Source organism: Pseudomonas sp. (assembly GCF_030147005.1).
GTDB lineage: Bacteria > Pseudomonadota > Gammaproteobacteria > Pseudomonadales > Pseudomonadaceae > Aquipseudomonas.
On sequence record NZ_JASLAW010000033.1, the window covers coordinates 1 to 22,897 of the forward strand.

General features: G+C 59.2%; 19 protein-coding genes and 1 pseudogene. 12 read left to right on the plus strand and 8 right to left on the minus strand.

The window, feature by feature from the left end; translation table 11 throughout:
• From Q1V60_RS02795 to Q1V60_RS02825, 7 genes and pseudogenes are all read left to right on the plus strand, one after another.
• Positions 1 to 1,092 (plus strand): annotated as a pseudogene (locus Q1V60_RS02795) (2-oxoglutarate dehydrogenase E1 component); the annotation flags it as partial.
• Positions 1,093 to 1,136: 44 nt separating this feature from the next.
• Entirely contained in the window at positions 1,137 to 2,363 is a 1,227-nt protein-coding gene (gene odhB, locus Q1V60_RS02800) for a 2-oxoglutarate dehydrogenase complex dihydrolipoyllysine-residue succinyltransferase (RefSeq protein ID WP_300627246.1), read from the plus strand.
• 100 nt (positions 2,364 to 2,463) lie between these two features.
• Positions 2,464 to 3,900: a dihydrolipoyl dehydrogenase gene (lpdA, locus tag Q1V60_RS02805; RefSeq protein ID WP_300627247.1), complete on the plus strand. Its 1,437-nt coding sequence runs from the start codon at positions 2,464 to 2,466 to the stop codon at positions 3,898 to 3,900.
• Between the two features lie 204 nt (positions 3,901 to 4,104).
• Positions 4,105 to 5,271 (plus strand): ADP-forming succinate--CoA ligase subunit beta, encoded by a 1,167-nt coding sequence (gene sucC / locus Q1V60_RS02810; protein ID WP_003190011.1) that lies wholly within the window; start codon positions 4,105 to 4,107, stop codon positions 5,269 to 5,271.
• A complete protein-coding gene (gene sucD, locus Q1V60_RS02815; RefSeq protein ID WP_300627249.1) occupies positions 5,271 to 6,152 on the plus strand; it encodes a succinate--CoA ligase subunit alpha in 882 nt (293 codons plus the stop codon). Before sucC ends, sucD begins: the two co-directional genes overlap by 1 nt.
• A gap of 334 nt (positions 6,153 to 6,486) precedes the next feature.
• On the plus strand, positions 6,487 to 7,800 hold the full coding sequence (gene brnQ / locus Q1V60_RS02820; protein ID WP_300627251.1) for a branched-chain amino acid transport system II carrier protein: 1,314 nt from the start codon (positions 6,487 to 6,489) through the stop codon (positions 7,798 to 7,800).
• A gap of 264 nt (positions 7,801 to 8,064) precedes the next feature.
• Entirely contained in the window at positions 8,065 to 8,805 is a 741-nt protein-coding gene (locus Q1V60_RS02825) for a DUF599 family protein (protein WP_300627253.1), read from the plus strand.
• An 86-nt stretch (positions 8,806 to 8,891) separates the two neighbouring features.
• Here Q1V60_RS02825 and Q1V60_RS02830 read toward each other — a convergent pair whose 3' ends face one another.
• Complete coding sequence (locus Q1V60_RS02830; RefSeq protein ID WP_057722672.1) at positions 8,892 to 9,149, minus strand: hypothetical protein; 258 nt, start codon at positions 9,147 to 9,149, stop codon at positions 8,892 to 8,894.
• 155 nt (positions 9,150 to 9,304) lie between these two features.
• On the opposite strand from Q1V60_RS02830, the gene Q1V60_RS02835 reads away from it, so the two are divergent.
• From Q1V60_RS02835 to Q1V60_RS02850, 4 genes are all read left to right on the plus strand, one after another.
• Positions 9,305 to 9,781, plus strand: a complete 477-nt coding sequence (locus Q1V60_RS02835; protein WP_300627254.1) for a PaaI family thioesterase — start codon at positions 9,305 to 9,307, stop codon at positions 9,779 to 9,781.
• Entirely contained in the window at positions 9,778 to 10,230 is a 453-nt protein-coding gene (locus Q1V60_RS02840; protein WP_300627255.1) for a PaaI family thioesterase, read from the plus strand. The genes Q1V60_RS02835 and Q1V60_RS02840 overlap by 4 nt, the downstream gene beginning before the upstream one ends.
• An 89-nt stretch (positions 10,231 to 10,319) precedes the next feature.
• Entirely contained in the window at positions 10,320 to 12,224 is a 1,905-nt protein-coding gene (gene htpG / locus Q1V60_RS02845) for a molecular chaperone HtpG (RefSeq protein ID WP_300627257.1), read from the plus strand.
• A 191-nt stretch (positions 12,225 to 12,415) separates the two neighbouring features.
• On the plus strand, positions 12,416 to 13,144 hold the full coding sequence (locus tag Q1V60_RS02850; protein WP_300627258.1) for a dienelactone hydrolase family protein: 729 nt from the start codon (positions 12,416 to 12,418) through the stop codon (positions 13,142 to 13,144).
• Between the two features lie 99 nt (positions 13,145 to 13,243).
• Here the strand turns inward: Q1V60_RS02850 and Q1V60_RS02855 are convergent, their stop codons facing one another.
• Together Q1V60_RS02855 and Q1V60_RS02860 are read right to left on the minus strand one after the other, a co-directional pair.
• The gene (locus Q1V60_RS02855; protein ID WP_300627260.1) at positions 13,244 to 14,110 is read right to left on the minus strand and encodes a pirin family protein; all 867 of its coding nucleotides are present in this window, start codon (positions 14,108 to 14,110) and stop codon (positions 13,244 to 13,246) included.
• Between the two features lie 66 nt (positions 14,111 to 14,176).
• Positions 14,177 to 14,593: an OsmC family protein gene (locus Q1V60_RS02860; protein ID WP_300627261.1), complete on the minus strand. Its 417-nt coding sequence runs from the start codon at positions 14,591 to 14,593 to the stop codon at positions 14,177 to 14,179.
• Positions 14,594 to 14,763: 170 nt separating this feature from the next.
• On the opposite strand from Q1V60_RS02860, the gene Q1V60_RS02865 reads away from it, so the two are divergent.
• The gene (locus tag Q1V60_RS02865; RefSeq protein ID WP_300627270.1) at positions 14,764 to 15,756 is read left to right on the plus strand and encodes an amidohydrolase family protein; all 993 of its coding nucleotides are present in this window, start codon (positions 14,764 to 14,766) and stop codon (positions 15,754 to 15,756) included.
• 117 nt (positions 15,757 to 15,873) lie between these two features.
• Here Q1V60_RS02865 and fabB read toward each other — a convergent pair whose 3' ends face one another.
• The 5 genes from fabB to Q1V60_RS02890 all read right to left on the minus strand — a co-directional run bounded on the left by fabB (position 15,874) and on the right by Q1V60_RS02890 (position 22,832).
• Positions 15,874 to 17,094 (minus strand): beta-ketoacyl-ACP synthase I, encoded by a 1,221-nt coding sequence (gene fabB, locus Q1V60_RS02870; RefSeq protein WP_300627263.1) that lies wholly within the window; start codon positions 17,092 to 17,094, stop codon positions 15,874 to 15,876.
• 11 nt (positions 17,095 to 17,105) lie between these two features.
• Entirely contained in the window at positions 17,106 to 17,621 is a 516-nt protein-coding gene (gene fabA / locus Q1V60_RS02875; protein ID WP_003210552.1) for a 3-hydroxyacyl-[acyl-carrier-protein] dehydratase FabA, read from the minus strand.
• Positions 17,622 to 17,870: 249 nt separating this feature from the next.
• Entirely contained in the window at positions 17,871 to 19,772 is a 1,902-nt protein-coding gene (locus Q1V60_RS02880; protein WP_300627267.1) for an ATP-binding protein, read from the minus strand.
• Positions 19,769 to 20,698, minus strand: coding sequence for an ABC transporter substrate-binding protein (locus Q1V60_RS02885; protein WP_300627268.1), 930 nt, complete (start codon positions 20,696 to 20,698; stop codon positions 19,769 to 19,771). Before Q1V60_RS02885 ends, Q1V60_RS02880 begins: the two co-directional genes overlap by 4 nt.
• A 1-nt stretch (position 20,699) precedes the next feature.
• Positions 20,700 to 22,832 (minus strand): TonB-dependent receptor, encoded by a 2,133-nt coding sequence (locus tag Q1V60_RS02890; RefSeq protein ID WP_363321052.1) that lies wholly within the window; start codon positions 22,830 to 22,832, stop codon positions 20,700 to 20,702.
• Positions 22,833 to 22,897: the final 65 nt, after the last annotated feature.

Consider the following 22,897-nt stretch of genomic DNA (forward strand, 5'->3'; position numbering starts at 1 on the left):
CAGGTTGCGAAGATCTACGAAGACCGTCAGAAGATGCAAGCCGGCGGCCTGCCGATCAACTGGGGTTACGCCGAAACCATGGCGTACGCGACCCTGGCGTTCGAAGGTCACCCGATCCGCATGACCGGCCAGGACATCGGCCGCGGTACGTTCTCGCACCGTCATGCCGTGTTGCACAACCAGAAAGACGCGGGCACCTACGTCCCGTTGCAGAACCTGTACGAAGGCCAGCCACGTTTCGACCTGTACGATTCGTTCCTGTCCGAAGAAGCCGTGCTGGCGTTCGAATACGGCTATTCCACCACCACGCCTAACGCGCTGGTGATCTGGGAAGCCCAGTTCGGCGACTTCGCCAACGGTGCCCAAGTGGTGATCGACCAGTTCATCACCAGCGGCGAGCACAAGTGGGGCCGTCTGTGCGGTCTGACCATGCTGCTGCCGCACGGTTATGAAGGGCAGGGTCCAGAGCACTCCTCGGCCCGTCTGGAGCGTTACCTGCAACTGTGCGCCGAGCACAACATTCAGGTGTGCGTTCCGACTACCCCGGCGCAGATCTACCATTTGCTGCGTCGCCAGGTGATCCGCCCGCTGCGCAAGCCGCTGGTTGTGTTGACTCCGAAGTCGCTGTTGCGTCACAAGTTGGCCGTTTCGACCCTGGAAGATCTGGCCGAAGGTTCGTTCCAGACCGTTATTCCGGAAATCGATACGCTGGATGCCGCCAAGGTCACTCGTTTGATCCTGTGCAGCGGCAAGGTTTATTACGATCTGCTGGAAAAACGTCGTGCCGAAGGCCGCGAAGACATCGCCATCGTGCGTATCGAGCAGCTTTACCCGTTCCCGGAAGATGACCTCATGGAGATCATCGCGCCTTACACCAACCTCACGAATGTGGTGTGGTGTCAGGAAGAACCGATGAACCAGGGCGCGTGGTACAGCAGCCAGCATCACCTGCGTCGCAGCATCGGCAACCATAACAAGGCCCTTGGCCTGGAGTACGCCGGTCGTGATGCGTCTGCTGCACCTGCTTGTGGTTATGCGTCGATGCACGCCGAGCAGCAGGAAAAACTGCTGCAAGATGCTTTCACTGTTTAACGCCTTCGCGCTGACTGAAACCGAATTTTAAGGACCTACAGATAATGGCTATCGAAATCAAAGCCCCGTCATTCCCGGAATCGGTTGCCGATGGCACCGTTGCCACCTGGCACAAGAAACCAGGCGAGGCCGTCAAGCGTGACGACCTGATCGTCGACATCGAGACCGACAAGGTCGTGCTGGAAGTGCTGGCCGAAGCCGACGGCGTGCTGGGCGCCATCGTTGCGGAAGAGGGCGCTACCGTTCTGTCGAACCAGGTACTGGGTTCGATCGAAGAGGGCAGCGCTGCTGCTCCTGCTGCCCCTGCCGCCGCCGCGCCGGCTGCTGCTTCCGCGCCTGCCGCCGCACCGGCTGCGGGTGGCGAAGATCCAATCGCTGCGCCGGCTGCGCGTCAACTGGCTGATGAGAACGGTATCAACCTGGCGTCGATCAAAGGCACCGGCAAGGACGGCCGTATCACCAAGGAAGACGTGGTTGCTGCGGTTGAAGCCAAGAAAAACGCTCCAGCTGCCGCGCCGGCCAAGGCTGCTGCTCCAGCTGCCTCCGCGCCTGTGTTCGCTGCCGGCGACCGCACCGAGAAGCGCGTGCCGATGACTCGTGTACGTGCCACCGTGGCCAAGCGTCTGGTTGAAGCACAGTCGAACATGGCGATGCTGACCACGTTCAACGAAGTCGACATGACCGAAGTCATGGCGCTGCGTTCGAAGTACAAGGACCTCTTTGAGAAGAGCCATAACGGCGTGCGTTTGGGCTTCATGTCCTTCTTTGTGAAAGCGGCCACCGAAGCGCTGAAACGCTTCCCGGCAGTCAACGCTTCCATCGACGGTGCCGACATCGTTTACCATGGCTACGCAGACATCGGCGTTGCCGTGTCCAGCGACCGTGGCCTGGTGGTTCCGGTTCTGCGTAATGCCGAGCTGATGAGCCTGGCCGAAATCGAAGGCGGCATCGCCGGCTTCGGTAAGAAAGCCCGTGACGGCAAGCTGACCATCGACGAGATGACCGGCGGTACCTTCACCATCACCAACGGTGGTACCTTCGGTTCGATGATGTCGACACCGATCGTTAACCCACCACAGGCTGCAATCCTGGGCATGCACAACATCATCCAGCGTCCGATGGCCATCAACGGCCAGGTCGTGATCCGCCCAATGATGTATCTGGCACTGTCTTACGATCACCGCCTGATCGATGGTAAAGAAGCCGTGACCTTCCTGGTGACCATCAAGAACCTGCTGGAAGACCCGGCTCGTCTGCTGCTGGATATCTGATAAAAGCAGCGACAGGTTGCGAGCTGCAAGCTGTAAGAAAAAGCAGCTTGGCTTGCAGCTTGTCGCTTGAAGCTTGTCGCTGAATAGAGGATCTATTTTCATGACACAGAAATTTGACGTTGTAGTGATTGGTGCAGGCCCTGGCGGCTATGTTGCCGCCATCAAGGCCGCGCAACTGGGCCTCTCGACTGCTTGCATCGAAAAGTACACCGACAAGGAAGGTAAATTGGCGCTGGGCGGTACCTGCCTGAACGTTGGTTGCATTCCTTCCAAGGCGCTGCTGGACAGCTCCTGGAAATTCCACGAAGCCCAGGATGGTTTCGCGATCCACGGTATCAACCATGCCGGCGTGACCATGGACGTTCCGGCGATGGTCAGCCGTAAAGCCAACATCGTCAAAGGCCTGACTTCAGGCGTTGCCACCTTGTTCAAGGCCAACGGCGTTACTTCCCTGCAAGGCCACGGCAAACTGCTGGCCGGCAAGCAAGTTGAAATCACCAAGCCGGACGGTTCGGTTGAAGTCATCGAAGCCGAAAACGTGATCCTGGCCCCGGGTTCTCGCCCAATCGACATTCCGCCTGCTCCGGTTGATCAGAACGTGATCGTCGATTCGACCGGCGCCCTGGAATTCCAGGCAGTGCCTAAGCGTCTGGGCGTGATTGGCGCTGGCGTGATCGGCCTGGAGCTGGGTTCGGTCTGGTCCCGCCTGGGTTCCGAGGTGACTGTGCTGGAAGCCCTGGACACGTTCCTGCTGGCTGCCGACACCGCAGTGTCCAAGGAAGCCTACAAGACCCTGACCAAACAAGGTCTGGACATCAAGCTGGGCGCCCGCGTTACCGGTTCCAAGGTCAACGGCGAAGAAGTTGTCGTGACCTACACCGACAAGGAAGGCGAACAGACCATCACCTTCGACAAGCTGATCGTAGCCGTTGGTCGCCGTCCAGTGACCACCGACCTGCTGGCTTCCGACAGCGGCGTGAGCATCGATGAGCGTGGTTTCATCCACGTTGACGATCAATGCGCAACCACCGTACCGGGCGTTTATGCGATCGGCGACGTGGTTCGTGGCATGATGCTGGCCCACAAGGCTTCCGAAGAAGGCATCATGGTTGTCGAGCGCATCAAGGGTCACAAGACCCAGATGAACTACGACCTGATTCCATCGGTTATCTACACCCACCCGGAAATTGCATGGGTCGGCAAGAACGAACAGCAGTTGAAAGCTGAAGGCGTTGAAGTTAACGTCGGCACCTTCCCGTTTGCCGCTTCTGGCCGTGCCATGGCAGCTAACGACACCGGTGGTTTTGTGAAAGTCATCGCTGACGCCAAGACTGACCGCGTATTGGGCGTCCACGTGATTGGCCCGAGCGCTGCAGAACTGGTTCAGCAAGGCGCTATCGGCATGGAATTCGGCACCAGTGCCGAAGACCTGGGCATGATGGTCTTCTCCCATCCGACCCTGTCCGAAGCGTTGCACGAAGCAGCGTTGGCAGTGAATGGCGGCGCCATCCACATCGCCAACCGCAAGAAGCGCTAAGCGAGATAATAAGAAACCACGGCGGAGTTGCCCGTCGTGAGCCTTGCGCGCAAGACTCACCGCGGAATATCCGCTGGACGCAGCCTTGCGCAGCTTTACGGGCCATAAGCCCCGCAAGTTGCGCAAGCAGCAGTCACAGGTGGCGCGGCACTCATAATGAGCGCAGCGCCGAATGCGCAGTACCTAACGAAGACGGTAAAAAGCATGAATCTTCACGAGTATCAGGGTAAGCAGCTGTTCGCTGAATACGGCCTGCCAGTTTCCAAGGGCTACGCAGTAGACACCCCGGAAGCAGCAGCAGAAGCTTGCGACAAAATCGGCGGCAGTGAGTGGGTTGTCAAAGCCCAGGTCCACGCCGGTGGTCGCGGTAAAGCGGGCGGCGTTAAGCTGGTTCGCAGCAAAGAAGACGCCAAGGCCTTCGCACAGCAGTGGCTGGGCAAGCGTCTGGTGACTTACCAGACTGATGCCAATGGCCAGCCAGTCACCAAGATCCTGGTTGAATCGTGCACTGATATCGCTAAAGAGCTGTACCTGGGCGCTGTCGTTGACCGTTCGAGCCGTCGCATCGTATTCATGGCTTCCACCGAAGGTGGCGTGGACATCGAGAAGATCGCTCACGAAACCCCAGAAAAAATTCTGAAGGCCACTATCGATCCACTGGTTGGCGCTCAGCCATTCCAGGGTCGAGAGCTGGCTTTCCAGCTGGGCCTGGAAGGCAAGCAAGTTGCCCAGTTCGCCAAGATCTTCGTGGGTCTGGCCAAACTGTTCCAGGATCACGATCTGGCCCTGCTGGAAGTGAACCCGCTGGTGATCAAGGCTGACGGCGATCTGCACTGCCTCGACGCCAAGATCAACATCGACGCCAACGCCATGTACCGTCAGCCTAAGCTGAAGACTTTCCACGATCCGTCGCAAGACGATCCGCGCGAAGCGCACGCTGCCAAGTTCGAACTGAACTACGTAGCCCTGGAAGGTAACATCGGTTGCATGGTCAACGGTGCCGGCCTGGCCATGGGTACCATGGACATCGTCAACCTGCATGGCGGCAAACCAGCCAACTTCCTCGACGTAGGTGGTGGCGCTACCAAGGAACGCGTTACCGAAGCGTTCAAGATCATCCTGTCCGACTCCAACGTCGCTGCAGTACTGGTCAACATCTTCGGCGGCATCGTTCGTTGCGACATGATTGCCGAAGGCATCATCGGTGCAGTGAAAGAAGTTGGCGTTAAAATCCCGGTTGTTGTTCGCCTTGAAGGTAACAACGCTGAACTGGGCGCTAAAGTACTGGCAGAAAGCGGTTTGAACATCATCGCGGCTACCAGCCTGACCGACGCTGCTCAACAAGTTGTCAAAGCTGCGGAGGGCAAATAATGAGCGTCCTGATCAATAAAGACACCAAAGTTATCTGCCAGGGTATTACCGGTTCGCAAGGTAGCTTCCACACCCAGCAAGCCATCGAATACGGCACCAAGATGGTTGGCGGCGTAACTCCGGGCAAAGGCGGCACCGAGCACCTGGGTCTGCCAGTGTTCAACACCGTGAAAGAAGCGGTAGAAACCACTGGCGCCACCGCCAGCGTGATCTACGTTCCTGCTCCTTTCTGCAAAGACTCGATCCTGGAAGCGGCCTTCGGCGGCATCAAGCTGATCGTGTGCATCACCGAAGGCATTCCTACCCTGGACATGCTGGACGCTAAAGTTAAGTGCGACGAGCTGGGCGTTGTCCTGATCGGCCCTAACTGCCCAGGCGTGATCACTCCAGGCGAATGCAAGATCGGCATCATGCCCGGTCACATTCACTTGCCAGGCAAAGTCGGTATCGTTTCCCGTTCCGGCACCCTGACCTACGAAGCTGTGAAGCAGACCATTGACGCCGGTTTCGGTCAGTCGACTTGCGTCGGCATCGGCGGTGACCCGATCCCAGGCTCGAACTTCATCGACATCCTGAAACTGTTCCAGGAAGACCCGAAGACCGAAGCGATCGTGATGATCGGTGAGATCGGCGGTTCGGCTGAAGAAGAAGCTGCTGCCTACATCAAGGCACACGTGACCAAGCCGGTTGTTTCCTACATCGCTGGTGTGACTGCCCCTGCGGGCAAGCGCATGGGCCATGCTGGCGCAATCATCTCCGGCGGCAAGGGCACTGCAGACGAAAAGTTTGCTGCCCTGGAAGACGCAGGCGTTAAAACCGTGCGTTCGCTGGCAGACATCGGCAAGGCTTTGTCCGAGCTGACCGGCTGGGCTGTCAAGTAAGCCTCGCGCTTAGCTGACGCTTCATCCACACAAAGGCCACCTTCGGGTGGCCTTTTGTGCGTTTTACAGGGTACTTGATCCAGCTTCCACAGCGGCCTGCCTGGCCGGATTAAGTATGAAAACGCGACATTTGAATGTCGCTTATCGGACAGTACGCCCCGCAACAGTGCGTTTGTCAGCCTAATTCTGTACCCTAGCCGCCTCTTTATGCGCCCGCATCCCAAAAGGAAGCTGCGCGCCAGACCGATCGGTCCCCATAAGGGCCGGCAGCATTTCCCTCATCCACAGGGAAGCCCTCTCTAAATTCCGATTCAGTAGTGTGGTATTTCCTCAAATGAAAGTGTTGAAAAGCCAGGATATCCTGGCGTTGGGCTTTATGACGTTCGCCCTGTTCGTGGGCGCCGGCAACATCATTTTCCCGCCTATCGTAGGCTTGCAGTCCGGGCCTCATGTCTGGATGGCGGCCCTGGGTTTCCTGATTACGGCAGTCGGTCTGCCGGTCGCCACCGTGATCGCGCTGGCCAAGGTCGGTGGCGGAATGGATGCGTTGAGCAGCCCAATCGGCAAGATCGCCGGCGGCCTGCTTGCGGCGGCGGCGTACCTGGCGGTAGGGCCGCTATTCGCCACACCGCGTACTGCGACGGTATCGTTCGAAGTGGGCCTGGCGCCGCTGACCGGGGAAAGCCCGCTGGCACTGTTCCTCTACAGCTCGGTGTACTTCCTGGTGGTGTTTTTTGTATCGCTGTACCCGGGGCGCCTGCTGGACACGGTGGGGCGATTCCTCGCGCCGCTGAAGATCATCGCACTGGCCATCCTCGGCATTGCCGCGTTTGCCTTGCCGGCAGGTGAAGTCGGCGTCGCAACGCCGGAATACGTCGCCGCGCCGTTCTCTCAGGGCTTTATCAATGGCTACCTGACCATGGATACCCTCGGCGCGCTGGTATTCGGCATCGTCATCGTTAACGCAATCCGCTCCCGTGGTGTTGAATCGCCCAAGCTGATCACGCGTTACGCGATCATTGCCGGTCTGATTGCCGGCGTGGGCCTGGCGTTGGTATACGTCAGCCTGTTCCGCCTTGGGTCGGGCAGCCATGAAGTCGCCGCCGGTGCCGCCAATGGCGCCGCTGTATTGCACGCTTATGTGCAACATACCTTCGGCTCCCTGGGCAGCGGTTTCCTGGCTGTGTTGATCTCCCTGGCATGCCTGGTCACCGCTGTGGGCCTGACCTGCGCCTGCGCCGAGTATTTCAGCCGTGTACTGCCACTGTCCTACAAGACCCTGGTGGTGATCCTCGCGCTGTTCTCGCTGTTCGTGTCCAACCTGGGCCTGACCAAGCTCATCGCGTTCTCCATCCCGGTGCTTACTGCGATCTACCCGCCGTGCATCGTGCTGGTGGCTCTGAGCTTCTGTAAAGACTTCTGGCAGGAGCAGGGCCGTATCGTTGGCCCGGTCATGCTGGTTTCGTTTATCTTCGGCTGTATTGATGCACTCAAGGGCGCGGGCCTGGCGGATTGGATGCCGACGCAACTGACGAACCTGCCGTTGAGCGAGCAGGGCCTGGCCTGGCTGGTGCCTTCGGTGATGATCCTGGTCGTGGCGATGGTGGTTGATCGCATGCTGGGCAAGCGCAGCGAAGCCATCGCGTAATACCGGTTTTACGCATTACTGAAATGCCCCGTATCAATCGATACGGGGCATTTTTTATGGGCGTCATGCCGTGTCTTTTTGTTTGAGCTAGCGTCGAACAGGTTGCTCACTTTCGAATTGAAACTTGGTTAGTGTGGGAACTGGCTGCCTGCGATAGCGATATGTCAGTTAGCGCAGTGGCGACTGAAAAGGCGCCCTCGCAGGCACGCCAGCGCCTACATCTTTCACCGCGCTCATCTTCCTTCACTGTGCATGAGGACCTGCATGTCGTTCATCGAAACCAACCAAATCCACCTGCTTGCCGCCCTTTGGTTCATCCTGTGTTGGGGCGGCTATACGCGTTACGCCACCTGGAAGGCCCGAGACACCGCCTGCCTGGCCAGCGTGCTGCATCTGTATCGCGAAGACTGGATGCGCCGCATGCTGCTGCGCGATAACCGTATCGCCGATGCCAGTGTGATCGGTAACCTGGAGCGTAACGCCTCGTTCTTCGCCTCCAGCACGTTGATCATCCTCGCCGGCATTCTGACCGTGCTGGGTGCCTCCGAACGCGCGGTGTCGTTGTTGGCGGATATCCCGATGGTGCAGCAGGCTTCACAAGGTATGTCAGAGATTAAGTTGCTGTGCCTGGCGCTGGTGTTCGTCTATGCCTTTTTCACGTTCAGCTGGTGCATGCGCCAGTACAACTTCGCCGCAGTGCTGGTGGGCTCGGCACCGATGATCGGTGAGCGACACGTGTCGGAGCAGGAGCGCAATGCATTTGCCTTGCGGGCGGCGAGGGTGATTTCGATGGCGGCCAACCAATTCAACTTTGGCCTGCGAGCTTATTACTTCGGCATGACCATGCTGGCCTGGTTCGTCAGCCCTTGGTTGTTCATGTTGATGAGCAGCGGGGTGGTATTAGTGCTTTACCGCCGTGAGTTTCACTCCGACGTTTTACAGGTGATGGTGTATACCCCGACGAATATGCAAGCCCCGGAGGCGGCAAAAGATAGCCTGTCTTGAAGGCGGGATAAAAACTGCAGACAAAGAAAAGCCCGCTCTATTAAAGCGGGCTATCTTTTGCAGCACTACAGCTTTACACCGTGCAATTACTGCTTGGCAGGCTCTGCAGGTGCGGCAGGTGCAGCTTCTTTAGCGGCGGCAGCGTTCGATTCAGCCTGAGCTTTGGCAGCATCGGCGTTTTCTTTCGCAGCGTCGTTCACTTTATCCTGTGCTTTTGCCATGTCTTGCTGAGCTTGCTCAGAATGTGCAGCGGCGTCTTGGGCTTTGTCTTCGGATTTCTTGTCGCAGGCAGCCAGACCGAGTGCAGCGGCCAGCATCATGGAAATAGCTAATGTCTTGCGCATGGGTGTTTCTCCTTATTGAAGATATCTACTGGCCTTTCGAACTCAAGGGGCCAGCATTAGTTCCTTTTGTTCCACAGATATATAAAGCTTTTCGCCAGGAACTTTCCAAATTATTACCTATCCGGCCCTTCCACACTAATAAGAATTTAAAAATCATGACCTCAACCCCCTTGTCAGACCGTGCCACCCGCTTTATTTCGGCGCTTCGCCACTGCCAGGTGTTGGGGGTTACGGTCCATGCTGCGACACAAGAGGGCATCACGCTGGTCTTGCCTTACGGCCCGCATATTGTGGGCGACCCGCGCACCGGCGTCATCCACGGTGGCGCACTGACGTCATTGATGGACACTGCCTGCGGGATGGCCACGCTGTGCGTATTACCCGAGTTCGAGGTGTGCCCGACCCTGGATTTGCGCATCGACTACATGCATCCCGCCGAGCCGCATAAACCGGTGTATGGCTTCGCCCAATGCTACCGGGTGACCACCGATGTGATCTTCAGCCGCGGCTTTGCCTATCAGGACGACCCGCAGCAGCCTATAGCCCACGTGGTAGGTACTTTCATGCGCATGGGCAAGCGTCTTAAAGGCACGCAAGGGCTGGGCAGCACAATCACCGGAGAACAGGCATGACCCATCGATTCAAGACCCGCCTGGAGCAAGCCCTCGAGCACGGTGATTACACGGCACTGCTCGATCTGGTTCCCTACGCAAAGCTGATCGGCGTCGAATGCACGCGTTCAGGGGACGAATTGTTGTTTCGCCTGCCGGCCAACAAGGACAACATTGGTAACCCTATATTGCCGGCGCTGCATGGCGGGGTGATCGCCGGCTTTATGGAGCTGTCAGCGGCGTTGCACCTGCTTGTATTCACCGACGCCCCGGGCCTGCCGAAAATCATCGATTTTTCCCTGGATTACCTGCGCGCCGGTCAATTTCGCGACACTTATGCCACCTGCCAGGTGTGCCGCCAGGGGCGGCGTGTGGCCAACGTGGCGATCACCGCCTGGCAAACCAGCCCGGCCGAGGCGATTGCCACCGCTCGCGCACATTTCAAGATTGAGGAATTGCCGCGCCCTTGAAATCCCGGTCTTAGCCCCCAACTTTGATGACAACCCGCTGCCAACCCTTTCGGGCGCGGCCACTGCCATCCAATTGGAGTTTGATGACCATGAGTGTGGAAACTCAAAAGGAAACCCTGGGCTTCCAGACCGAGGTGAAGCAACTGCTGCACCTCATGATCCATTCGCTGTATTCCAACAAGGAAATTTTCCTTCGCGAATTGATCTCGAACGCCTCTGACGCTGTCGATAAATTACGTTTCGAAGCCCTGTCCAAGCCGGAGTTGCTGGAAGGCGGCGCCGAACTGAAAATCCGTGTGAGCTACGACAAAGACGCCAAAACCGTCACCCTCGAAGACAACGGTATCGGCATGAGCCGTGAGGATGCGATCACCCACCTGGGGACCATCGCTAAATCCGGCACCGCGGATTTCATGAAGAACCTGTCGGGCGACCAGAAAAAAGATTCTCACCTGATCGGCCAGTTCGGCGTGGGCTTCTATTCGGCTTTCATCGTTGCCGACAAGGTTGAAGTGTTCAGCCGCCGTGCCGGCCTGGACGCCAGCGAAGGCGTGCACTGGGCTTCCAAAGGTGAGGGCGAATTTGAAATCGCCACCCTCGACAAGCCTGACCGTGGCACCCGTATCGTGCTGCACCTGAAAGATGGCGAAGACGAATTCGCCGATGGCTGGCGCCTGCGCAACATCATCAAGAAATACTCCGACCACATCGCCTTGCCGATCGAGTTGCCGAAAGAACAGGCGGCGGCTGAAGGCGAAGAGAAGCCTGCCGAGGAATGGGAAACCGTCAACCGCGCCAGCGCCTTGTGGACCCGTCCGCGTACCGAGATCAAGGACGAGGAATACCAGGAATTCTACAAGCACATCGGTCATGACTACGAGAACCCGCTGAGCTGGAGTCACAACAAGGTCGAAGGCAAGCTGGAATACAGCTCGCTGCTCTACGTGCCTGCCCGTGCTCCGTTCGACCTGTACCAGCGCGAAGCGCCGAAGGGCCTGAAGCTTTACGTACAGCGTGTGTTCGTAATGGACCAGGCGGAGTCGTTCCTGCCGCTGTACCTGCGCTTCATCAAAGGCGTGGTCGATTCCAACGACCTGTCGCTGAACGTGTCGCGCGAGATCCTGCAAAAAGACCCGATTATCGATTCCATGAAGTCGGCGTTGACCAAGCGCGTACTCGACATGCTGGAAAAACTGGCGAAGAACGAGCCTGAGAAATACAAGGGCTTCTGGAAAAATTTCGGCCAGGTCATCAAAGAAGGTCCGGCGGAAGATTTCGCCAACAAGGAAAAAATCGCCGGCCTGCTGCGTTTTGCCTCGACTCAAGGTGAAGACGGCGAACAGGTTGTGTCGCTGGCCGATTACCTGGCACGTGCCAAGGAAGGTCAGGACAAGATCTACTACCTTACCGGCGAAACCTACGCTCAGGTCAAGAACAGCCCGCACTTGGAAGTCTTCCGCAAGAAAGGCATCGAAGTGCTGCTGCTGACCGACCGTATCGATGAGTGGCTGATGAGCTACCTCACCGAGTTCGACGGCAAGTCCTTTGTGGACGTGGCGCGCGGTGACCTGGACCTGGGCAACCTGGACTCCGAGGAAGACAAGAAAGCTGCTGAAGAAGTCGCCAAGTCCAAAGAAGGCCTGGTCGAGCGGATCAAAGCGTCGCTGGGTGATGCGGTCAGCGAAGTGCGGGTTTCCCACCGTCTGACCGACTCTCCGGCGATCCTGGCCATCGGCGAGCAGGACCTGGGCATGCAGATGCGTCAGATCCTGGAAGCCAGCGGGCAGAAGGTTCCGGATTCCAAGCCGATCTTCGAATTCAACCCGGCGCACCCGCTGATCGAGAAGCTCGACGGTGAACAGAGCGAAGAGCGTTTTGGCGACTTGTCGCACATCCTCTTTGACCAGGCGGCACTGGCCGCTGGCGACAGCTTGAAGGACCCGGCCGCCTATGTGCGACGACTGAACAAGTTGTTGGTTGAACTGTCGGTTTAACACCGTTGTAAAAAAACCCGCTTCGGCGGGTTTTTTCGTTTTTAGCTGTGCCGCTTCACTGTAGGAGCGAGCTTGCTCGCGAAAACTCAAGATCACCGCGTTCATCCCGGACGCCCGCATTATTGATGATTTTCGTGAGCAAGCTCGCTCCTACAGGGAGCATCGTTAATCCATCTCAGCTGGAGTGAATCATGAGCCAAGTCACAGTACGTTCCGTGGTCTATCAGATTGATGGCCAGCCTTATGAAAGCCGCCTGGCGTTCGATGCCAGCCACAAAGGCCCGCTGCCGGGACTGTTGATGGCACCGAACTGGATGGGTGTGAGCGCCGGGGCCGAAGAGATCGCCAAGACCGTCGCCGGCAAAGGCTATGTGGTATTGATTGCCGACCTCTATGGGCAAACCGTGCGCCCCTCGAACGGCGATGAGGCGGGCGCGGCGATGATGCCGCTGAAGAATGACCGTGCATTGCTGAACAAGCGCATGCAAGCCGCCTTCGAACAGCTGCAGGGCCAAACCGAGGCGGCTGTCGATACCTCGAAACTGGCAACCTTCGGCTTCTGCTTCGGTGGCTGCTGCTCGCTGGAACTGGCCCGTACCGGTGCACCGTTGAAGGCGGCCGTCTCGTTCCATGGCACCCTCGACACGCCGAACCCGGCCGATGCGAAGAATATCAAGGGTTCGGTCCTGGTACTGCATGGCGCTTCGGACCCGCTGGTGCCGAAAGAACAACTGCCGGCGTTCGAAGATGAAATGAACGCGGCGGGTGTGGATTGGCAGCTGCTCAGCTACGGGGGCGCGGTGCATTCCTTTACCGACCCCCACGCCAATGTGCCAGGCAAGATGATGTACGACGCCAGGACCGCTGCGCGGGCTTTCCAGTCGATGCATAACTTGCTGGATGAAGTGTTCAAGGGCTGATTTTTCAGCGCCAGTTCCGGCATCTTCGCGGGCAAGCCCGCTCCCACATTTTGCGTTGTGATCTCGGTCAAAAATGTGGGAGGGGCTTGCCCTCGATGACTATTTCACCGGCAGCTCGATTCTTTCTGACTCCCCTGGCACGGTAGGCCAATCCCCGCTCGCCCAACGCTGTCTGGCCTGCTCAATCACCGCCGGATCGCTCGCCACGAAATTCCAGTTGATCCGCCGCGGTCCGTCCAGTGGAGCACCGCCAAACACCACGGCATGGCAATCGGTTTCGGCAAACAGTGTCATGGGTTGTCCTGGCGGCAATACCACCAGGCTATGCACCGCCAGAGCCTCACCGTCGAGCTGCGCATCACCCTCCAGCACATACACCGCCCGTTCCTCATGCTCATCGGGAATCAGCAGGGTAGTGGCCGTCTGCATCCGCACCTCGGCATACAGCGTGGGCGACAGCACCGGCACCGGGGACTTGAGACAAAACCCGCTGCCCGCGATCAGGCGCACCTGCACGCCCAGGGTATCGCTGACCGGCAAACTTGCCGCCGGATGATGGCTGTAATGGCCCGGCCCGGTTTCATGGTCCTTGGGCGATGCCAGCCACACTTGCAGTCCATGCAGGTTAAAACCACTGACCCTGGCCACCTCTGGTGTACGCTCGACGTGGGCAATTGCACTGCCGGCCGTCATCCAGCTGACATCGCCGGCCTGCACCAACTGGTCCGAACCCAGGCTGTCCTTGTGCTGCAACATGCCTTCGAACAGATAGGTGAGGGTAGACAGCCCGATGTGCGGATGCTGCCGGATATTCATCCCGCTGCCCGGCGCATAGCGGGTTGCCAGCATATGGTCAAAAAACACAAAGGGCCCCACGCTGCGGCATTCGCGCGAGGGCAGTGGGCGCAGGATAGGCTGGCCCTCAACGTCTTCGGGGCGCGGGCGGATTACGGTGAGCGTGGTCATGGGGGGCATCCCTGTCTGAGCGGGTTCGATGACGCTGAGCATAACCCGCTCGACCGGAAGTTGGCGCTATTGGCTGAAGGCGCCTTCCGAGAGCGTTGTCTCGATGGACACTTCGGCGGTGGTCATCAATTTGTGCACCGGGCACTTGTCTGCGACGCGATGCAACTCATCGCGCTGTGCGTCGGTGAGGACGCCCTTGAGGGTCAGCTTGACGTTGAGCTTGTATTTACCTTTTTGCTCTTCGGCGGCATCGTGAGTGACTTCCACGGTTACGCCGGTGAGGGGGATGTCTTTCTTTTGTGCATAGAGCCTCACGGTCAAGGCTTTGCACGAAGCCAGTGCGGCATCGAAATAATCGTGGGGGGAGGGCGCTGAATCATCACCTCCCAGGCTCTTGGGCAGGTCGGTAAACAGCTCGTGGTTATTGATATTGACGCTGTGACGGAAATTTTCAGCGTTCAATGTATTGACGGTAACAGGCATGGCGAACCTCACAAGGCTGTGGATGACGGTCATGCACTAATAGAACATGCCGGCATGGAGGTGTTCCAGGTTTTTGTCCCTGCTGAACCCCGATGCATGGCGCAGGGTCTACCCGTATCAGCCCTTATCGAGGTACCACCGTGCTCTGGAACCGTGTGAGTTTTGCCCTGATGCTCGCCGCCAGCAGTCTGGCCGTGCAGGCCCGCGACTATGCCTACAGCGACGCCCACCTGCATTACGTGGATTTTTTCCAGGAAACGGCCGGCATGGACAAGCTGCTCAGGGCCATGGCGGACAATCGCATCGAACATGTGATGATTTCCGGTATCCCCGTGGCGAAGAAATGGCACGAAGACGAACCCAAGCGCCCGCGTTATTACGCAGGTGACGATGCCGACGCCTATTGGTACAGCGCCACCGATGTGATCGTCGCTGCTGCGGTCAATAAACTGGCCCCGGAACAGCGGCGGCACTTTCATCCGTTCCTGGCCGGTTTCAACCCTAACGACAAGAATTCCGCCGCCCACATTCAGCGCATGCTCGACCTCAATCCAGGGCTGTGGCAGGGCATTGGTGAAGTGTTTACCCGCCACGACGATCTCACCGCGCTGACCTCGGGTGATACACCGCGCGCCAACAACGAAGCCATGACGCGTATCTATCACTTGGCGGCGGAGAACGACCTGCCGGTGATGTTGCACTCCAATATCACCTCCAAGCGCGAGCGCAACCCGTTGTACCTGGCCGAAGTCGAGCAGCCGTTGCGTAACCACCCGCACACGCGTTTTATCTGGGCCCACGCCGGTACCAGCAAGGAAATCCACCGCCATCAGAAGCAAATGGATTTCTTGCTGCCCACGTTGAATCGCCTCCTTGAGGCTTACCCCAACCTGTATATCGACCTGTCCTGGAGCATGCTCACGCCTTATCTGCTCGATGATGCGGGAAAGCCCAGACCGGAGTGGGTCAAGCTGGTGGAGCGCTTCCCGGATCGCTTCATGCTGGGTTCAGACGTGGTAGGACGCTTCAACAAGCTGGGTAAGGAAATGCGCCGTTTTGATCCCTTCCTCGATGCATTGCCTGAGGAGGTTGCGCACAAGGTCGCGCGTGATAACTTTCTGGCCATCCTGCCCAAGTCGCCTCGCAACGAGGGCGCGCATTGATATCGATCCACTGTGGGAGCTGGCCTGCCTGTGATAAAGGCGACTCGGTTTCAATTCAGTCGCGCACAAAAAAGCCCCGAACCAGTCGGGGCTTTTCATCGCGTCAAGCTGCAGGCCTTACTTGCCCTGCCAGCGTTTCAGCACCAGGGTGGCGTTAGTGCCACCAAAGCCGAAGCTGTTGCTCATCACAGTGTCGATTTTTACATCTTCAACGGTCTTGGTCAGGATCGGCATATCGGCAACGACCGGGTCGATCTCGTCGATGTTGGCCGAGCCGGCCATGAAGTTGCCTTCCATCATCAGCAGGCAGTAGATCGCTTCGTGAACACCGGCGGCGCCCAGGGAGTGACCCGACAAGCTCTTGGTGGAGCTGATTTTTGGCGCCTTGCCACCGAATACCGCACGCACACCTTCCATTTCCTTGGCATCGCCGACCGGAGTCGAGGTGCCGTGGGTGTTCAGGTAGTCGATCGGGGTATCCACGGTGGACATCGCCATCTGCATGCAACGGATGGCGCCTTCACCGCTTGGCGCAACCATGTCGTAGCCGTCGGACGTCGCACCATAGCCGACGATTTCCGCGTAGATCTTCGCGCCACGGGCCAGGGCGTGTTCCAGTTCTTCGACCACTACCATGCCACCACCACCGGCGATGACGAAACCGTCACGCTTGGCGTCGTAGGCGCGGGAGGCCTTTTCCGGGGTTTCGTTGTACTGGGTGGACAGCGCGCCCATGGCGTCGAACAGGAACGACTGGCTCCAATGCTCTTCTTCACCGCCGCCGGCGAATACGATGTCCTGCTTGCCCAGTTGGATCTGCTCAACGGCGGTGCCGATGCAGTGGGCGCTGGTGGCGCAGGCGGAGGAGATCGAGTAGTTCACCCCCTTGATCGCGAACGGCGTGGCCAGGCAAGCCGAAACGGTGCTGCCCATGGTCCGCGTTACGCGGTACGGGCCGACGCGTTTCACGCCTTTTTCGCGCAGGATATCCAGCGCTTCCATCTGGTTCAGGGTGGATGCGCCGCCGGAGCCGGCGATCAGGCCGGTACGTACGTTCGACACCTGGTCTTCGCTCAGGCCGGAGTCGGCGATCGCGTCTTTCATGGCCAGGTAGGCATAAGCGGCAGCGTGGCCGACGAAGCGATAGATCTTGCGATCGATCAATTCTTCGAGGGGCAGGTCGATGGAGCCGGAAACCTGGCTACGCAGACCCATTTCGGCATATTCCGGGTTGAAGCGGATGCCAGGGCGACTTGCACGCAGGTTAGCGGTGACGGTCTCTTTGTCATTGCCCAGGCAAGAAACGATGCCCAGACCAGTGATAACGACGCGGCGCATGCGGATAACCCTTAAAAGTTGTCAGTGGAAGTGAATACGCCGACCCGAAGGCCTTCGGCAGTATAGATCTCGCGACCGTCGACAGTCACCGAACCGTCGGCGATGGCCAGGTTCAGCTTGCCCTTGAGGACGCGCTTGATTTGAATGTTGTAGGTAACTTTCTTGGCGGTCGGCAGGACCTGGCCAAAGAACTTCACTTCGCCCGAACCCAGGGCGCGACCGCGACCCGGCAGGCCTTGCCAGCCCAGGTAGAAGCCGACCAGTTGCCACATGGCATCAAGGCCCAGGCAGCCCGGCATCACCGGGTCTCCTTCGAAGTGGCAGGCGAAGAACCACAGGTCAGGGGTGATATCCAGCTCGGCGACCAATTCACCTTTGCCGTACTTGCCACCTTCTTCGCTGATATGGGTAATGCGATCCACCATCAGCATGTTCGGGGCGGGCAGTTGCGCGTTACCTGGGCCGAACAGCTCACCGCGACTGCAGCGCAGCAGGTCTTCCCGAGTAAAGGCGTTTTGTTTGGTCATGCGAGCTCCTCAATAATCCCATGCGGCAGGGTAGGGCAAATCTTCCCGAACCGAATGAAGCGTTCATGCCTCATAGCGGCAGCCTACACATAGACTATTGCGTTGTAGTGAAAGTCACAGCGTCAAGGTACTCAATGTACACCTGTTCACTGAAATTTTAAACCGGACCTGTTTATAGGCCCGTTCGGGTGCCTAAGACTGCCGCACTTTCGTCTTCCACGCCAGTCGGACTTGGCTCGCCCGCAACAGCTAATGCACCCAGCGCTGGAGGATTTGCTGCAAATCCGTGCGTTTGAACGGTTTGGCCAGGTAATCGTTCATTCCGGCAGCCAGACAGGCTTCGCGGTCGCCCTGCAAGGCGTTGGCGGTCAGGGCGATAATCGGCAAATCGGCGCAGCCAGGCAGTTGGCGGATTCGCCGGGTGGCCTCGTAGCCGTCGATCAATGGCAGCCGGCAATCCATGAGAATGGCGGTGAAGATCAGACTTTCGGCACTGCGGATCGCTTCGGCGCCATCGGTGGCCAGGCTGACTTCGAAGCCCAGGCTGCGCAGCATGGCTTCGACCACCGTACGGTTAACCGGATTGTCTTCCACCAGCAATATGTGCCTCCCGTCGCCAGCACTGGTTTTACCCACCGCGTCTGGGGCAATGGCAGGCAGGCTTTGTTGATCAATGGCCAACGGAATTTCCAGGGTGAACACCGAACCCTGGCCTTCTTCGCTTTGGGCGCGCAAGGTGCCGCCCATGCGTTCGGCGAGGGTGCGGGCGATCGGCAGGCCGAGGCCGGTGCCTCCGTAACGTCTTGAAATAGAGCTGTCGGCCTGCTGGAACGCATCAAACATCAATTCCAGGCGCTCGGCGGAAATCCCGATGCCACTGTCGCGCACGGTGCAAGTGAACCACACCAACTCATGGTCCAGGGTTTGCCAGTGGGGCTCCACATGCACGGTACCGTGCTCGGTGAACTTCAAGGCATTGCCGATCAGGTTCACCAGGATCTGCCGGATACGCGTCGGATCACCGCGCACGCGCAGGGCCTCCATGCCCAATGGAATCGGCAGCTCCAGCGCCAGCCCGCGCTGCTGCGCACTGTGCTGGAATGCTTGGGCGCAGCTGCTGATCAGATCAGCCAGGTTGAAGGAGATATCTTCCAGCTCCAGCGCGGCCCGTTCGATACGTGAGAAGTCGAGGATGTCGTTGATCACCTTGAGCAAGTGCTCGGTAGACTCGGAGGCCAGCGCCGCGTACTCGGTCTGCTCTTCGGTCATCTCGGTGGTTTCCAGCAGTTGCAGCATGCCCAGCACCCCATTCATGGGCGTGCGCAGTTCGTGGCTCATCATCGCCAGGAATTCCGACTTGGCATTGTTCGCGCGCTCGGCTTCTTCGCGGGTCTGGATCAACTGCGCCATGGCTTGCTGTTGTTCACGGCTGGCCTGGTTGAGGCCCTCAGCCAGGTTGTTGATGTGCCGCGACAGGTCGCCCAGCTCGGAGTCGTCGACAATCGGCAGCGGCGTCTTGTAATCGCCCTGCTGGATGGCCTTCACTGCGTGCCCCATGGCGCTGATCGGCTGCGACAGGCTGGCGGCCAGGCGTCGCGCCAGCAGGCAGGTAAACAACAACGCGAACAGCGCCAGAATGCCGGCCTTGAACAGGATTTCCTGCTGACGCTGGCTGAACGCGTCGTTGGACATACCGACAATCACCCGGCCCAGGTAGTCCGCACGCGGCGCCTTCGGTTCGTTGAGGTTGTCCTGGAAAAAGTCGTTGCCCAGCTGGATATGTTGCAAGCGGATCGGCGCCTGGAACACCTTTACCGACAGTGAGCGGTCGTGCTTCTCCGACGGCTGCTCGACGTACACCAGAATGTTCTCGGCGCTGTCCTGAATCTCCAGGAAACGCACGTGGGGCGTTGCCAACGTCGCGCGCAGCAGAGCGTCGAGCACATCGTTGTTGCCGGAAATAACGCCGTACTCGGTGGCAGGCGCCAGTTGGTTGGCGATCAACTGGCCAGTGTGGTCCAGCTCCTGGCGCAAGTCCTGGATACGCACGAAGGTAAAGAAGCTGATCAACAGCAAGGTCAGCAACAGCGCTGGGCCCAGGGTGATGAGTTGGGTGCGGGTATTGATGTCCCAGCGACGGCGCAAGGTCATGGGCGTTTATCTCCTTCGGCCAGGCGGGCGGCGACGGCAGCTTCGTCGACCTGTTCGATGCCCAGTGAGCGCGCGACTTGCGGGTTGCCCACGACTTTGAAATGTTGCGGGTAGAGCGTGCTCGGCCAGTTGGCCGGCGGGTGGTCCAGCAGGCGGTCGAGCACGGCGAGCCAGTCGAGCTGGTCGCTATAGGTGCTGGCCAGGCTGCCGGCCCGGACAAACCCGGCATTGGGCCCTACAAGCGGCAATTGCTGGGCATAACTGCTCAACAACAGGTTCTTTGCGGTTTTAGGGTTGTACAGTTGCGGATCGTCCAGGCCCAGCAGCACGTCACTGTTCTTGAACAGGGCTTGCAGGGGGCGGCTGTCATTGGTGTTGTCCCAACGTTGCGGCACGATTTCCAGGCCCAGCGGCGCGGCGTACCGGTGAAGCTCAGGCAACAGGAATTCGCTGTCGGCACCGTAAAGCACGCCGATACGCCGAGCCTGGGGCAAGGTGCTGGCGATCAAGCGCAATTGACGCGTCAGCGGCGGGTCGCTCCACAGCAGGCTGATTTTCTCCGGGTGGGCGCTGCCCAGGCGTTGATGGGCTTGCAGGCGGCTGATGCGCAGCACCAAAGTCGGTGGGCCCTGGGCGTCCTGCAAGCGCCAGTCGAGGCCGGGCAGGTCCAGCAGGATCAGGCGAGTGTTGACGGGAAGCTGGCTCGGCGCCGGCAAATCCTTGAGCAGGCTGAAGGAGACATGGTCTTCGGGGCGCTGCCGGGCGAGGGCCTGGGTAAAGTCCTGAACACCGGCACCGTCCTCAGCGGCGATCAGCAGGATATCAGCGCTCCACACCGGGGTTGTGAACAACAGGCACGCCAGCAACAGGGCGCGCCGCCACAGCCGGGAAACAAGAGGGAAGGTCATCCGTGACTGGTCGCCCATGTCAGAACTCTAACTGCGCGCTGAAGTAGAGCACATGGCGATGGTCGTAATGGTTGTCGGGCCAGGTGGTCGGCTGGTTATCGAGGCGTTGCTGCAGCATGCCGGCCAGCTCCACGTTGGTTTTGCCCAAGGCCATGCGCTTGGCCACCCGCAGGTCGACCCGTTCGAAGCGATACTCGTTGAGTGCATCGTCACCGTAATAGAACAGGGCGCTGGACCAGCCATGGCCCCATTCACGCAACCAGCCGGCCGAGCCGCTGTTACGGGCGGTCTGCGCTTTATCCAGCGGGTTGCTGGCGCTCGCGTCGACGTAAGCGTAGGTCAGGCGCAGGCGGTCGGCGTTGCTCACGCGCCAGTCAAACTGCGATTCGGCACCGGTAAAGCGCGAGCTGTTGGCGTTGCTGGCAATGTATTGGTTGTTGCGCAACGGCGAGCTGATCATGTCGGTGATTTCGTCATAGAACAGCTTCACGTCGACATTCAACCCAAGGTCGGCAAAGAAGCCGTTGTAGCCCAGTTCGCGCGAGCGCATCAACTCTTTATCGAGATTGCCCGGGCCTCGCGTCACCACAAAATATTGCCCGGCATTCTGCCCGTAGACGGGCGAGCTGAGGTTGGTGACGCGGTAGCTCCAGTTGACGTTGTTCTCGAACATGTCCGGAGAACGGATCGCCTCGGAGTACACCGCCCGTAGACCGTGGCGCGGGTTGATCAGGTAGTTGACCGCCACGCGAGGTGTCAGCGAGTGACCGCTCAATTGGGTGTCTTCGTACATCGCGCCGCCTTGCAGCAGCCAGTGTTCGCTGGCCCGCCATTCCAAGTGGCCGAACAGGCGCCAGGTGGTGTCGTCCAGCGTGCCGTTGAAGTAGGTTTCGGAGTCGGCGCGGTCGTAGCGATAATTCAGCCCGCTGACCAGGCGCAGGCTGTCGGAGAGGCTGAGGGTGTCTTGCAGCTCCAGGTCGTAGCGGCTTTCCTTGGTGCTCTGGTCGATATCGCCGCACACACTCTGGTTGGCGCCGTTGCGCCATTGGTCCAGCACCTGGTTGCCCAGCGCCTGTTCGGCGGCGTTGCCGGGTGGGGCGCTACCTTGACTGAATTCATCCATGTGCCGCGCCAGTTGTTCGGCGTAGTTGGGGTTGAGCTGCCACAACTGGGTCAATTCGGGGCTGAACGATACCTTGGCATCACAGGCTTTCCAGATCTGCCGACGGTCCCATTGCTGGGCCGACCCCTGGATATACAGGCTGTGTTCGGGGCTGAAGTCGAAGTTCCAGCGCATGGAACCCGCATAATCCTTGGCGGTGACGTCGGAATTGGTGCCGCCCTCGGTGATCCCTGCGAATACCGGAGTGTAAGTATAGGGACGCTGATTGGTCCCTTCCTTGGCATCCAGTTGCCAGTCGATGCTCTGTTGCGCATTCAACGTCTGGCTGACGGCCAGGCTGAAACGGCTGAGGCGGCGGCTGTCGCGGCGGTCGGCGCCGGCGGCATCGCTGTCAAAACCATCGTCCTGTTGCCCGGACAGCGACAGGCGCAAATCGCCGGTTTCCCAGCCCACGCCCTGGCTGGCATAGACATCGTTGATCCCGCGCTCACCACGGGTGACCTTGACCCGCGTGCCCTGGCTGTTGGCCGGTGAACGGGTGAGGATATTGACCACTGCCATCAGCGCGTTGGCGCCATAGCTGACGGTGTTGGGGCCACGAAACACCTCGATACGCTCAATGTCTTCCATGGCGACCGGAATATCGCTCCAGTCCACCGTGGCCAGGCCTGCGCGGTATACCGAGCGCCCGTCGATCAATACCTGCATGCGCCGTGCGTCGCTGGCGCTGGTGCCGTGGTAGTTCACCGCCGCCTGGTTGCCGGTGGTGTAGCCGACCATCATCCCGGGCACCAATCGCAACAGCTCGGCAACGTCACGCGCGCCGCTGGCCCTGATCAACTCGCTGTCGATCACGGTCATACTGCCGGGAACGGCGGCGGCCGATTGCTTGAGGCGGGTGGCGGTCAATACTTGCGGCAGCGGCTGGCTGTCGAGGAACAGGTCGTCGGCCGACGCACCGGCGCTGCACGCCAGCATCAATGGCAACATCATCAGCAGGGATGAGCGGGGAGGAGGGCCCAGGTACACGGCACGGCCTTGATAATTACGGATAGCCGCCCATGTTAACTGAGGTCAGGCCTTTTGCCAGTCGT